Annotated in this window: 16 protein-coding genes and 2 pseudogenes; 7 read left to right on the plus strand and 11 right to left on the minus strand. The window is 68.7% G+C overall.

The window, feature by feature from the left end; all coding sequences use genetic code 11:
* Together AB0J69_RS60605 and AB0J69_RS60610 are read right to left on the minus strand one after the other, a co-directional pair.
* Nucleotides 1–871, minus strand: an 871-nt coding sequence (locus AB0J69_RS60605; protein ID WP_364138178.1) for a tyrosine-type recombinase/integrase, incomplete at its 3' end; no start/stop codon positions are given.
* A 243-nt stretch (nucleotides 872–1114) separates the two neighbouring features.
* The gene (locus AB0J69_RS60610) at nucleotides 1115–1780 is read right to left on the minus strand and encodes a hypothetical protein (RefSeq protein ID WP_364138181.1); all 666 of its coding nucleotides are present in this window, start codon (nucleotides 1778–1780) and stop codon (nucleotides 1115–1117) included.
* A 146-nt stretch (nucleotides 1781–1926) separates the two neighbouring features.
* Here AB0J69_RS60610 and AB0J69_RS60615 point away from each other — a divergent pair, with 146 nt between their 5' ends.
* Nucleotides 1927–2340 (plus strand): hypothetical protein, encoded by a 414-nt coding sequence (locus AB0J69_RS60615; protein ID WP_364138220.1) that lies wholly within the window; start codon nucleotides 1927–1929, stop codon nucleotides 2338–2340.
* Here the strand turns inward: AB0J69_RS60615 and AB0J69_RS60620 are convergent.
* A pseudogene (locus AB0J69_RS60620) lies at nucleotides 2337–2465 on the minus strand (integrase core domain-containing protein); the annotation flags it as partial. The gene AB0J69_RS60615 and the pseudogene AB0J69_RS60620 sit on opposite strands and share 4 nt — an antisense overlap.
* Nucleotides 2466–2628: 163 nt before the next feature.
* Complete coding sequence (locus AB0J69_RS60625; protein ID WP_364138184.1) at nucleotides 2629–3165, minus strand: hypothetical protein; 537 nt, start codon at nucleotides 3163–3165, stop codon at nucleotides 2629–2631.
* Between the two features lie 277 nt (nucleotides 3166–3442).
* On the opposite strand from AB0J69_RS60625, the gene AB0J69_RS60630 reads away from it, so the two are divergent.
* Both AB0J69_RS60630 and AB0J69_RS60635 read left to right on the plus strand, forming a co-directional pair.
* Nucleotides 3443–3679 (plus strand): hypothetical protein, encoded by a 237-nt coding sequence (locus tag AB0J69_RS60630; protein WP_364138187.1) that lies wholly within the window; start codon nucleotides 3443–3445, stop codon nucleotides 3677–3679.
* Nucleotides 3680–3733: 54 nt separating this feature from the next.
* On the plus strand, nucleotides 3734–4114 hold the full coding sequence (locus tag AB0J69_RS60635) for a hypothetical protein (RefSeq protein WP_364138190.1): 381 nt from the start codon (nucleotides 3734–3736) through the stop codon (nucleotides 4112–4114).
* Between the two features lie 121 nt (nucleotides 4115–4235).
* Here AB0J69_RS60635 and AB0J69_RS60640 read toward each other — a convergent pair whose 3' ends face one another.
* Nucleotides 4236–4754: a histidine phosphatase family protein gene (locus AB0J69_RS60640; protein ID WP_364138193.1), complete on the minus strand. Its 519-nt coding sequence runs from the start codon at nucleotides 4752–4754 to the stop codon at nucleotides 4236–4238.
* 271 nt (nucleotides 4755–5025) lie between these two features.
* Here AB0J69_RS60640 and AB0J69_RS60645 point away from each other — a divergent pair, with 271 nt between their 5' ends.
* The 3 genes from AB0J69_RS60645 (at nucleotide 5026) to AB0J69_RS60655 (ending at nucleotide 6666) form a co-directional block, all read left to right on the plus strand.
* Nucleotides 5026–5505, plus strand: coding sequence for an ATP-binding protein (locus AB0J69_RS60645; protein WP_364138196.1), 480 nt, complete (start codon nucleotides 5026–5028; stop codon nucleotides 5503–5505).
* 149 nt (nucleotides 5506–5654) lie between these two features.
* Nucleotides 5655–5966 (plus strand): STAS domain-containing protein, encoded by a 312-nt coding sequence (locus AB0J69_RS60650; protein ID WP_364138199.1) that lies wholly within the window; start codon nucleotides 5655–5657, stop codon nucleotides 5964–5966.
* 457 nt (nucleotides 5967–6423) lie between these two features.
* The gene (locus tag AB0J69_RS60655) at nucleotides 6424–6666 is read left to right on the plus strand and encodes a hypothetical protein (protein WP_364138202.1); all 243 of its coding nucleotides are present in this window, start codon (nucleotides 6424–6426) and stop codon (nucleotides 6664–6666) included.
* Between the two features lie 27 nt (nucleotides 6667–6693).
* On the opposite strand, the pseudogene AB0J69_RS60660 reads toward AB0J69_RS60655, so the two are convergent.
* The 6 genes and pseudogenes from AB0J69_RS60660 to AB0J69_RS60685 form a co-directional block, all read right to left on the minus strand.
* Nucleotides 6694–7134: pseudogene (locus AB0J69_RS60660) on the minus strand (relaxase domain-containing protein); the annotation flags it as partial.
* Nucleotides 7135–7345: 211 nt separating this feature from the next.
* Nucleotides 7346–7567 carry a hypothetical protein gene (locus AB0J69_RS60665; RefSeq protein WP_364138205.1) on the minus strand — a complete coding sequence of 74 codons (222 nt, stop codon included), beginning with the start codon at nucleotides 7565–7567 and terminating at the stop codon, nucleotides 7346–7348.
* A 151-nt stretch (nucleotides 7568–7718) separates the two neighbouring features.
* Entirely contained in the window at nucleotides 7719–8165 is a 447-nt protein-coding gene (locus AB0J69_RS60670) for an STAS domain-containing protein (protein WP_364138208.1), read from the minus strand.
* Between the two features lie 329 nt (nucleotides 8166–8494).
* Nucleotides 8495–8881 carry a DoxX family protein gene (locus AB0J69_RS60675; RefSeq protein WP_364138211.1) on the minus strand — a complete coding sequence of 129 codons (387 nt, stop codon included), beginning with the start codon at nucleotides 8879–8881 and terminating at the stop codon, nucleotides 8495–8497.
* 94 nt (nucleotides 8882–8975) lie between these two features.
* Nucleotides 8976–9449 (minus strand): carboxymuconolactone decarboxylase family protein, encoded by a 474-nt coding sequence (locus tag AB0J69_RS60680; protein WP_364138214.1) that lies wholly within the window; start codon nucleotides 9447–9449, stop codon nucleotides 8976–8978.
* Between the two features lie 84 nt (nucleotides 9450–9533).
* Entirely contained in the window at nucleotides 9534–10415 is an 882-nt protein-coding gene (locus AB0J69_RS60685) for a sigma-70 family RNA polymerase sigma factor (RefSeq protein ID WP_364138217.1), read from the minus strand.
* Between the two features lie 274 nt (nucleotides 10416–10689).
* Here AB0J69_RS60685 and AB0J69_RS60690 point away from each other — a divergent pair.
* Nucleotides 10690–10763, plus strand: a 74-nt coding sequence (locus AB0J69_RS60690; RefSeq protein WP_364136886.1) for an NAD-dependent epimerase/dehydratase family protein, incomplete at its 3' end; no start/stop codon positions are given.

Raw genomic sequence — 10763 nt, forward strand, 5'->3', positions numbered from 1 at the left:
CCATCCCGCCCAGATAGAGCTCCGAAGCGCAAAAGTGCCGCAGCACATGCGGCGTGAGGACATCGGGCCAGTCCGGCAGATGGCGTTCGGCGCTGGTCGCGAGCGCTGAGCGGAGTGTCTCGTCGCCGACGCGGGCGGCGCTGCCGTCGGTGTTCTTGCGTTCGGAGGGCAGCAGAGGGACGCCGGGGCGGGCATGGTCGTCATCGAAGTGGCCCCACACATCCTCGATGAACCAGCGCAGCGTGGCCGCTGCGTTGTTGATCAGCGGGACCATCCGCTCGCGCGGTCCGGAGCCACGGGCGCCCTTACCGTGCCGGACGTGCAGCTTGCCGAAGTGACCCAGGCCCCACTTGATGTCGGCCAGGTCGAGCTTGCATGCCTCATTCACCCGGAGCCCGACCTCGCTCATCAGCTTGGCGGCGGCGTAGTTACGCGCGGCCGGGGCGAACTTGCGGCAGGTGGCCAGGTCCTCGCGCCAGCCGGCGAATAACCGGCCGACCTGCTCGGCGCTGGGCGGGATCCGCAGCCGGGCCTCCTGCCGGCCGCGGGGCCGGTTCATCTCGTCGATCGGGCACTCAACCACACGGCCGGTCATCTGGTGGATCTCCACCTTGTGCCGCAACTCCAGGAACAGGAAGAAGGTCTTCAAGGCCTGCGCTCGTGACAACCGGGTGCCCTTAGCAGTGGTGCGCAGCATGTTGCCGAAGTACACGTCGGCGTCGGCGGGCTCCATCTCCCACAGCGGGCGGCCGAACCAGGCACGCACCTGCTCCAGGTGCATCACGTCGGAGGAGATCGTCCCGTCCGACAATCCCGCCGCCGCCCGCGCGAGCACGAACCCGGCCAGCAGGTCGGTCTCCAGCGCCTCCACGTCTTCGGCGGTGGCCGGGGCCCGCGCCACCCGAAGATCCTTCACCACCGCCAGACCCAACGTCGGCCTCCTCGCCTTCACTTGAGCGGCAGGCAGCTCGGCCGTATCGACAGAGCTTCACGAAGAGTGAAGCTATATCGACTCAACGTGATCGAACTTGAGAAGGCGGAAAGTTCCAGCTCCCAGGCCCAGAAAGGCGGTAACAGGGGCGGTAGAGATGGCTGGGAACTCAGGGGTTATTTCTTACTGGGGCCGAGAGGCTTTGCGTGCTCGTCTCGAGCGCCTCGCTGCGTACAGGGAGGAGATCATGGCGCCGCCGGCGAGCGCGGTGAGCAAGGGGACGTGCCAGACGGGCCGGATCTCGGCCGTCACCCCCGGGTACGGCCCGATTGGCCCCAGCGGGCCCGCAGCTGCGAGAACCGTCAGCCCCAGCATGTTGAACGGGGTCACCATCGCCGTAAGCACCCGCAACCGAGCGCTGCCACGGCGCGCCGCCACGCCCATGGCAACAATCGCAGCGCTCATGACCGCCATGGTGATCGCGACGGACAGGAGCATGCTCCACGCATCCCTCACCAGACCCTCTGGCATGCCGCCCCAGGCCACTTCGTCCGGAGTCGCGGGACGTGTCGTGACCGAGGTGAACCAGATATCGAACGAGCACACCGCGAGGTAGGCGGCATACCAGACCGGCTGCAGGAGCAGCAGGCGGGCCACGCGCGGCGAGGGCGCGACCTCCAGACCAGGGGCCAGCCGCAGCACGCCCCAGATCTGTGCGATCGCCGCCGCCGCCAGGACCGCGGAGAGCATGGGAGGGCTCCAGCCGAGGTTGAACTCCTCGGGGCCGACCTCACGGCCTGTGTAGGCATCGGGTGACAGCGAGCGCGGAGCCGAGCCGAGCAGGCACAACCGGTCGACGATCCCGTCAGGGACGAGGTCGATCTGGCTGGTGCGCCTGGGATATCAGCAAGTAATGCCGGCGAAGCGGAGCCTTGGCCTCGCCACCTGTGCCCACACCCCTCGCTTCCGCTGGGTTCGGCACCTATGGCACAGTCATGAGCGTGCCGCTGGACGAGTTGCCGAACTGGTTGCCGGCTTGGTGTCTTGACCATCTGGGCGGCGAACCCGCCGACGTGCTGTTCCGGTCCCAACAGGTCTCGATGGTGTTCGGTCTGCGGTTGGCCGGTGGCCGGGACGTGGTAGTCAAGGCACGTGCCGACGACGGCCGGGCGGCATCGTGTGTTGCTGCGCAGGCCCGGCTGGCCGAGCGCGGGTTTCCGTGTGCCCGGCCGCTGACGCCGGTGATCGGTGTCGGTGCGCTGGCCGTGCACGCTGAGGAATTCCGGCCCGGCGGCGAGGTGCTGCACGGGGACTCGCCGGATATAGCCGCGCGTTGCGCGGAGGGTACTTCCCCCTGGTTGGTGGACACTTTAGGTGTGATTGCTAGGGCTTCGTTGGGGTGGTGTTGAGCGTAGTAGATCGCCTCGAACTCCTCGGGCGGGAGGTGCCCGATGGCTGAGTGCAGGCGGGTGCTGTTGAACCAAGCCACCCATTCAGCGGTGGCCAGTTCCACGTCGGCCAGGCTGCGCCATGGGGGGTGTTCACGAATAGGGGTGGCCTGCACCGAGTCGTCATGGTGATGATCGCTTCCCGCAACATGACTGATCGTTTCCCAGCTGTTTGGCGCCTTCATGTACTAATAGCGCTCTGGGCGCGGCACGCAGCTGCGTGGAACCGGGAGGTCATGTATCGGGGGTTCAGGGTCCGTCGGTCCAGATGTACCAAGGGCCCCTGAAGTGTTCATACACTCCCTCTTCTGGGCCCGGTACCCGATCCGGGATGTAGGCGAAGCCGTAGCTCTTCCAATTCATGGTGAGCGAGGTGACCATGAACCTCGCTCCCCCAGGGATTTTCTCCACATCGTCCACCCAATACAGGCCCCACCACCGACGGCTGTCATAGTCATCGCGCACCGAACGGGCGTAGCGCTCCAGGCTCGGCTCCGACAGGGCGAAGCGCGCGTGAAGGGGCGCGTCGAGTTTGACCAGCAGCACGGTGCCCAGCGCCAGTGCGACTGGGACGAACATCCAGGGCTTCCACGCCCGCCGGCGCTCGCCAGGGCCCAACATCCGTACGAACCAGGCCATGGCGATGGCGAGTACCAGCCAGTACAGCGCCAGTGCCAATGCCCAGTAGGACAGGCCGGGAGTGCTCGCCTCGATGAGCGTCAGGAGCGAAGCGAGTCCGGTGGCCGCGGTGAAGAGCAGGGCGAGGGGGTTGGGAGTCAGGCGCATGGGGTGATCTTGCCCGATGCCAGGACCAAGCGCATCGGCCCCACTATCAGTGCCGGGAAGCTAACCCGCGGACCACTCGGAGCCCGTTCTTGAGTAGGCCTGATCAGGTGCGGTCGGAGTGGCGCGGGCAGGTTGCAGGAGCTCCACGAGCAGGTGGCGGCGGCCGAGCAGGACGTCGAGCGCTTTCGCATCACTCGCAGCTTGGAGGCCTTCTCCAGCTTGGGCAGCATCGTCAGCCGCTCCGTGAGGGTCTCCGGGGTGGGGCGGCCTCATCAAGATGGTCCGTGACAACTACCGGCGGGCCCAGCAGCGGGCCCACGTCCACCACGTCGTCGGGCGGGGGCGAGCCGTGACCGACCTGGACGCCGGCGAGCTGGGCGAGACGCGGGCGATGGTGGTCGAGCTGGGCGAGCACGTGGCCCTGCTCGGGGCCGCGGTCGCGCAGCTGCAGGCGGCCGGGGCAGGCCGGGGGAGGGCGGTGATCCGCCGCGGCCGTGGTGCTGGCCTCAGATGACCCACGGGCAGAAGGCGGACCGGCTCGCCGAGCTGGCCGACTGGGTCGGGCGATGTGCTGTTCGCCTGGCCGGCCGCGCAGCGAGCGATCGCGCCCTGCTGGCCGCGGCACTGGGACGTGATCGAAGAGCTGAGCATGCTGTACTGCGCCTGGCGCACCGCCTACCTGTGGCAGGAGCGCAGCGGCCATCACGCGTGCGAGTACCTCGACCGGTGGCCGCCCGGCGCCCTGGACCGGCTGGCCGTGCGGCTGCGCCCGTGCGCCGAAGCTCACCAGCCGGACGGGGCCCGGCGCGACGACGCCGAGCTGGTCGACCGCAGCATCGCCGAACTGCGCCGGCTGGGACCGGACACCTTGGCGCCAGGAGGAGGCGCGGGTCCCTGCTCGGCGGTCACCGTGTGCCGTGCGTGCGCAGGGCCGTGCCGACCACCTTGATGGCGGCGGCGGCCGCGGTCACAGCTGCCTGGCGTGAACGTCGACCTCCGCTGAGCTATCGGCGTTGAGAGGAATGTCGTGAACGCCCACCGACCATCGCGCTCGTGGCCTTGCGCTCCGGTCAGTCGCGTGGAGCCCAGTAGTTGACCAGCCTTGCCACCCCGTGTTCCACGGCCTTCCAGGGTCCGATGAAGGCCAGGATCGCGATCGAGGAGGTCGGAAACCCAGACCGGTTCATCCGGGTCAGGAGGTCACCCTCGGCTTCGCCGGTCAGGGCGTCGGCCACGGCGGGGATGCCGGGGTTGCCGCCCAGCACCAGCAGGTCGCTAACGTCCTCGGAGGTCTCGTTGATCACGGTGATGATCTCACCCGTGCCGGCCTCATACAGCCGGTCCTCATAGACGGTCCGGGGACGCTGCGAAAGCTCGGCGGCGATCAGCCTCCAGGTCTCCCGGCCCCGGACGGCACTGGTGACGAGTGCAAGGTCAGGCGCGATATCCCCGCCGGCCAGCCAGCGGCCAGCGACGAACGCCTCCTTCCGGCCACGTTCGGCCAAAGGCCGCTCGTGATCACTTTCCTGGCCCCAATCGGCCTTGGCATGACGCACCAGGACGATCCGCCGGGGCGTGTCCACCGACATGACTTCCCACCCTCCGTAGCTAAATGACTCCATAAAGCAACTTTGTGGCTTTGGTTCCCGCGCAAGCTGTTCACGAACCCCTCCTCCGCGCACCCTCAACAGGCTCGACATGGCAGGAAGGACGTGGGCCGGCGGCCGTCCAGGTCAGCACGCCCGGGTCATGTACGACGCGACCAGGCACCCGTTTAACGATCAACTGGCTGGTAACGCGGTCAAGTGGTCCCGTGCCTCGTCTTCCCCTCATCCCCGGCCCTGGCACGGACCGGCGACCATGAACACGGAGTTCGAGCTGCGCTGCCCCATCAGCCCCGACCTGGGCTACATCCGCGACCTGGTCCGCATTCACGGCCGGCACCACGGACTGACCGGCGAGCGGCTGGACGACCTCGTGATCGCGGTCAACGAGGCCGTTACCAACGTGTTCGACCACGGCGGCCGGGCCGGCCTGATCACCGCACGCGGCCACGAGCACGGCGTCACCGTGGAGGTCCTGGACACCGGCGGCGCGCTGACCCCTGAGCACCTCGCCGCCGCCACCGTCGATCCGGCCGGTAGCCACGGGTTCGGCCTGTGGATCATCCAGCACCTGTGCGATGAGGTCACCGTGGAACAGACCGAGCTGGGCTCCCTGCTGAGCCTGCACATGTCCGGCCGGCCCGCCACGGTCGTGCGTCTGGACCGGCAGACAGACCGGCAGGCCAGGCACACCCGCAGCACTTCCCGGCGGGCGGGGAGCGATCCCGCTTCGTGATCACATTTCAGCTTCTCACCACAGGTGTCCGCAGCCGCGATGGAGGTCTACCGTTGCTGCCATGGGCCTCCCATGGCAGCCGGTCCCCCGCCGCAGCGATCCCGCGCGATGAGCCCGGCGTTGCGGCGGCATCACCAGCACCTGCCGGCGTGTGCGTGCTCGCGCTGGCCGGCGAGCTCGACCGCACCAACAGCGGCGAGCTGGCCTCCTACCTGAAACAGGCCCGCCGTCCCGGTGATCACGTGGTCGTCGACCTGGCCGAACTGTCCTTCATGGACAGCTCCGGCCTGCACCTCCTGCTGGACTGCCACCGAGCCTGCCTCGCCGACGGCGCGAGCCTGCACCTGGCCGCCGCCTACGGCGCCCCCGCCCGAGTGCTCGAGGTCACCGGCGTCGCCCGGTTCCTGCCCGGCCATGCCACCCTCCAAGAAGCCATCGCCACCGTCCTGCGACGCCCGTAAGCACCCCGATCCTGCGAGTTGTCATGCCGGGCCGGTGTTTCTGCAGACCACGCCGGTGACGCATGCGTACGGTGAGGGCGTTTGACCAAGGCGCTCCAAGCCTGGGGAGGCCCCGGTGGCACGTCCGGGAGCATCGGGCGCCTGCGCCTCGGCGCTGGGCGCAGTACCGCGCGCAGTGGCGGGCGGGGCGGCCGCGACGGCTGCTGGTGCGGCTGGCGCTGTCAGCGGCCGCTTTCGGGAGCTACCGCTCGCTGTCCTGCTTCACACCGGGCCGGTGCCTGTGTCTTTCGGACGACTTAGCGCCCCACCACTGCATCCCTCTGACCTTCACCTTCGTGGATCAACTCACGGAGAATGTGCTCAGGGCCCATGTAAGATCGGCCGGCCTGCGAGCCTGCCGACATACATAAAGAGAGGGCGCTGAGTCACTATGCCGAGTCCAGGACCGTTCGGAGTTTTGCTGGAGGGCTGGGAGAACCGCAGCGTATGGGACTGGGATGAGGGCACCGGCAGCTGGTGGGCGCAGCTGTGGCGCAACGATCTGCCTGACGATCCGATCGCCGATGCCCCGCACGTGGGCATCGGCCCGCCGTACGGGCAGCACATCTCCGCAGTAAGCGGTCTGGTGTCGCTGATCGCCGCCGCCACTGGCGCCGATCCGGACCGCGTCGACCAGCTGCTGGCCGACAGCATGCGCTGAACCTCGTAACTGGCCAGCTTGAGCGTGTTACGAAGGAGGCCTCGGTCCTGGTGGAGGTCGGCCTCGACAGCGCCGGCCAGGGTTCGACCTGACGGTCAAGACCCGGGGCACGAGGGGTGACTTGGCCGCCCTGTGGGCAGGCGCGCCTTGTATGTGGTCTGCATCCTTACTGGCACAATCGGTGGGGGGTCCGGGGCGCCCGGCCGGGTTCGGCGGAGCTGTTCGGGGGGGATTGCTCTGGCCCGGGTACCACCGATCGATGACGTTCTGGCCCCCCTCCTCCCTTCCGTCGCCCGGCCCGTCATGCCTATTTGCAGGCACGGGATCGCCGGCCCACTCCTCCATCGCCGCCACGGTGTCAGCGACGGCTTCGGCGAACGCGTCCTCGATGCCGAGGGCGAGCTCGTCGTCGGCCAGCCCGTACAGCACGGACACGCTCTTGGGCAGGCGGCGTCGTAGATCGCGTCCAGGTCGAGGCCGGCCACGGCGGCCAGCCGCTCAGCGTCGCCGATCGGGATCCGGTGCGCTTCGCGCGGACGCGCCCGGTGATCTGGTCAGGCGGTTGTGCGACCAGGTCCTGCTCGACCACCCCGGCGGGCGCTCGCGGCTGCGGCTGCACATGCGCTCCCGCACGGCAGCGGTCCGGCCGGGCGATCCCGCCGGCCCGACCGGCCCCGGGCTAACGCGCCGCCCAGCGATCCGCGACGGCGCTGTAGGTGGCGATCTTGGCGGCCAGGCAGATCTCCCGCGCAGCCGCGGCCGTCTGCCGCAGTCCGCCGCGAACACCGTGTTGGCGCAGGATGGCGGCCAGTTCGGTGGTGGCCATGGCGAGCAGCGCCACCATCAGGGTGATTTCCAGGGCTGTGACGGCCGCGATGCCGAAGACGATGACCGTGATCACCGGGACGGCTCCGTGCGCTGTCCCGCCAGGGGTGTTGTCGATGGGTTCACTGATCGGAGTCTAGATTGGCGCCTCGCCCTGATCGTCAGCCCGCCCCGGGGGCAGGGCCGGGCTTTGCCGTGCCTGTCGTGATTCTTGGCCTGGCTCGGGTTTACGTGCCGATCACCTGCGTGTCGCCGTTCTCGGCCCGGCCGGGAAGCTGGGGGAAGACGTGGTCGAGGCCGGTGCGGCGCAGCAGCCGTGCGCATCGGCCCTGAGCCCCGGCCAGCACCAGCTCGCCGCCGAGCTGCCGGGCCCTGCGGTTCGCGCCGATCAGCGCGCCGATGCCTTCGAAGTCGCAGAACGCCAGCCGGGACAGATCCACCACCACCGCGGCGGGCCGTCCGGCCAGGACTCGGTCCACCTCACGCACCAGATCGGCGACGGTCGCCGCGCCCAGCTCGCCCCGCAGAGCGATCACCGGGCAGACCGTGGACTGCCACACCATCACGATCGCCAGCCCATCCCCCCGCCCGTTCCCCTGCCCGTGACGCCGCCACTGGCTCTGCCCGTCAATCCGTCCGTGGATCTGGACCTGGCCGTGCTCGTGCTCGCCCATCGCCATCACCTCACTGCCTGGGGCTCTGCCCGCTCTGGCATCGATCATGTCGGGGCAGGGGCTACTTCTTGCCCGCGACTGGCAGAAAATCTGTTGTCGGCACGGTAGATATTCGCGTCTGCTGGGGATAATGTTTCTGACATCGCAAGAGACGGATCCACGAGGGCAGCGCAGCACGAGCACCACGAACGAACTGCCCGGACGGACGTGGACAGCAGAACGAAGAGTGAAGCTCATCGAGCACGCCCTGCCCTGTCGCTGCCGTTCGGCGAGTGCGCCCACCCGCAGGAGCGGATCGCGGCCCGCATCCCGCCCGGGTGACGGGCTGGTCAGCCGGTGAAGGGTTCCAGTGTGAAGCGGCCGATCGCCATGAAGGCGGCCAGGGCAAGGTAGCTCCCGTCCACCAGCGCGGCTTTGGTCTCGCCACGGCGGATCCGCATGATCACGGCGCCGGTCATGAGCAGCGTCAGGCCGCTAGCCGCCAGCGGTACCAGTACCGGCGCGATGCCGAGCAAGGCGGGCAGGATCAGGCCCACGGCACCGAGGACCTCGAGCGCTCCGATGGCCTTAAGGGTGCCGGACTTGAAGTCGAGGACCCAGCGTGCGGCGTTGGCCATCTGGGCCATCTTCTCCCGTGGCACGAACAGCTTCCCGAAGCCGGAGAACAGGTAGAGGGCGGTCAGCAGGCCGGTGATGATCCACAGTGCGATGTTCATGAGTCTTCTCTTTGGCAGAGTGTCTGGGGATGGCGGCCGCGGGGCGGACCCGGGGTCCCGGGTCCGCCTGAGAGCCTGAGGGGGAATGTCGGCGTCAGATGAACTGCTGTCCGGGCTGGTAGTCGCCGCCGGGCGTCCGGGTGATCACGTTCAGCCGGTTGAAGGCGTTGATCGTGCAGATCAGGGCCACCAGAGCCATCAGCTGATCCTCGTCGAAGTGCTTCGCTGCGTTCGCCCACGCCTCATCGGTGATGCCGCTGGAGTCGGCGAGGCGGGTGCCCTGATCGGTGAGTTCCAGCGCCGCCCGCTCCGCCTCGGTGTAGACGGTCGTCTCCCGCCATGCCCCGACCAGGTTGATCCGCACCATGCTCTCGCCGGCGGCCGCGGCGTCCTTGGTGTGCATGTCAAGGCAGCCGCCGCAGCCGTTGATCTGGCTGGCGCGGATCTTCACCAGCTCCTGCACCGCCTTCGGCAGTGCCGAGTCGGTGATGACCTTGTTCGACGAGATGATGTACTTGGCCCACTTCGCCCCGACCTCGGTGCCCATCCAGTTGATCCGGGTTTCCATCTCGATCTCCTTCGTCTTCGGATGCTTGCACCACTACGACGAAGCCCCCCGCCAAGACGTAACAACCCATGCGGCAGACGTGCGCTACTCGGGTCGCGCGGGCAGACCCATGGCGTCGAGGAGCTTGCGGTCGCTCACCGTCAGGAGCTCGACGATCCGGCCGTCGACCACGGTGCACCCCACCACGCCGAGCACCTTGCCCTTCGCACCCCAGACCACGAACCCGGGCTCGCCGTTGACCAGAACCGCCAGCGCCGAGGTCATCGACCGGATGCCGCGCAGGACCGGACCAGCCACCTCGGCCGCCCCGACCGTGGTCAGCACGCCCTGCGGGTGGTGGGTGCGCCAGGTCACCTGCGGATCGAGCAGCCGTACGAGCCCTTCGAAGTCCCCGTCGCGCGCCGCGGCAAGAAAGGCGTCGACCACGGCGCGCTGCCGCCGCGGCTCCTGCTCCGGCCGCGACGTGCCCTGCACCTTGCGGCGGGCCCGGCTGGCGAGCATCTTGGTCGCGTCGGTGGACCGGCCGATGATCTCGCCGATCTCGGCGAAGGGCACCGCGAACAGGTCATGCAGGACGAACGCCAGCCGCTCGGTGGGCGTGAGGGTGTCGAGCACCACCAGCAGTGCCAGCCCGACCGACTCGGCGAGGATCGCGTCCTCCTCGGGTGCCGGCCCGCCGTCCACCGTCACCACCAGCTCGGGCAGCCAGTCGTCGTACGACAGCTCGGCCCGGGTCGTGCGCGAGCGCAGTACGTCGAGGCAGACCCGGCCGACCACCGTGGTCAGCCAGGCGGCCAGGTTGTCGATCGCGGCCGCGTCCTGCCGCGCCAGCCGCATCCACGCCTCCTGCACCGCGTCCTCGGCGTCCACCCGCGACCCGAGCATCCGGTAGGCGACCGCCACCAGGCGCTCGCGCTGCTGTTCGAAGGCTCCCGCCAGTGCTTCGTGCGGACCTGATCCGGCCATGTTGTTACCTTCCTTGCGCACATTCCGTCATGGTCATGACGGCCCCGAAGGCGCCGGGGTAACCGTTCGGCGTGCGTCCTGATGGGAGACCGCAATGTCACAGGGATCGGGTCGCCGGCGCCTCATGGTCGTCAGGACGCCGCGCAAACGATCCACGCGCCTCGTGGAACTTACCGCTGACCTCGAATCCACCGGACGGCTGGTCGAGTGACGCGATCGTCACCGACCGGCCCCCGGCTCACACAAAGAGAACGAAATTAAGGAGATCTCAACCATGATCCTGGTAACCGGTGCCACCGGAAACGTCGGTTCCCACGTCGTCCGCCAACTCCTGGAGGAGGGTGAGAA

Source organism: Nonomuraea sp. NPDC049709 (assembly GCF_040674815.1).
GTDB lineage: Bacteria > Actinomycetota > Actinomycetes > Streptosporangiales > Streptosporangiaceae > Nonomuraea.

Excerpts from the sequence above, each read along its gene's own strand:
- AB0J69_RS60615 (WP_364138220.1), top strand. The coding sequence starts at position 1,927 with ATGAGCGTGCCGCTGGACGAGTTGCCGAACTGGTTGCCGGCTTGGTGT.
- AB0J69_RS60625 (WP_364138184.1), bottom strand. The coding sequence starts at position 3,165 with ATGCGCCTGACTCCCAACCCCCTCGCCCTGCTCTTCACCGCGGCCACC.
- AB0J69_RS60630 (WP_364138187.1), top strand. The coding sequence starts at position 3,443 with ATGGTCCGTGACAACTACCGGCGGGCCCAGCAGCGGGCCCACGTCCAC.
- AB0J69_RS60640 (WP_364138193.1), bottom strand. The coding sequence starts at position 4,754 with ATGTCGGTGGACACGCCCCGGCGGATCGTCCTGGTGCGTCATGCCAAG.
- AB0J69_RS60645 (WP_364138196.1), top strand. The coding sequence starts at position 5,026 with ATGAACACGGAGTTCGAGCTGCGCTGCCCCATCAGCCCCGACCTGGGC.
- AB0J69_RS60670 (WP_364138208.1), bottom strand. The coding sequence starts at position 8,165 with ATGGGCGAGCACGAGCACGGCCAGGTCCAGATCCACGGACGGATTGAC.
- AB0J69_RS60675 (WP_364138211.1), bottom strand. The coding sequence starts at position 8,881 with ATGAACATCGCACTGTGGATCATCACCGGCCTGCTGACCGCCCTCTAC.
- AB0J69_RS60680 (WP_364138214.1), bottom strand. The coding sequence starts at position 9,449 with ATGGAAACCCGGATCAACTGGATGGGCACCGAGGTCGGGGCGAAGTGG.
- AB0J69_RS60685 (WP_364138217.1), bottom strand. The coding sequence starts at position 10,415 with ATGGCCGGATCAGGTCCGCACGAAGCACTGGCGGGAGCCTTCGAACAG.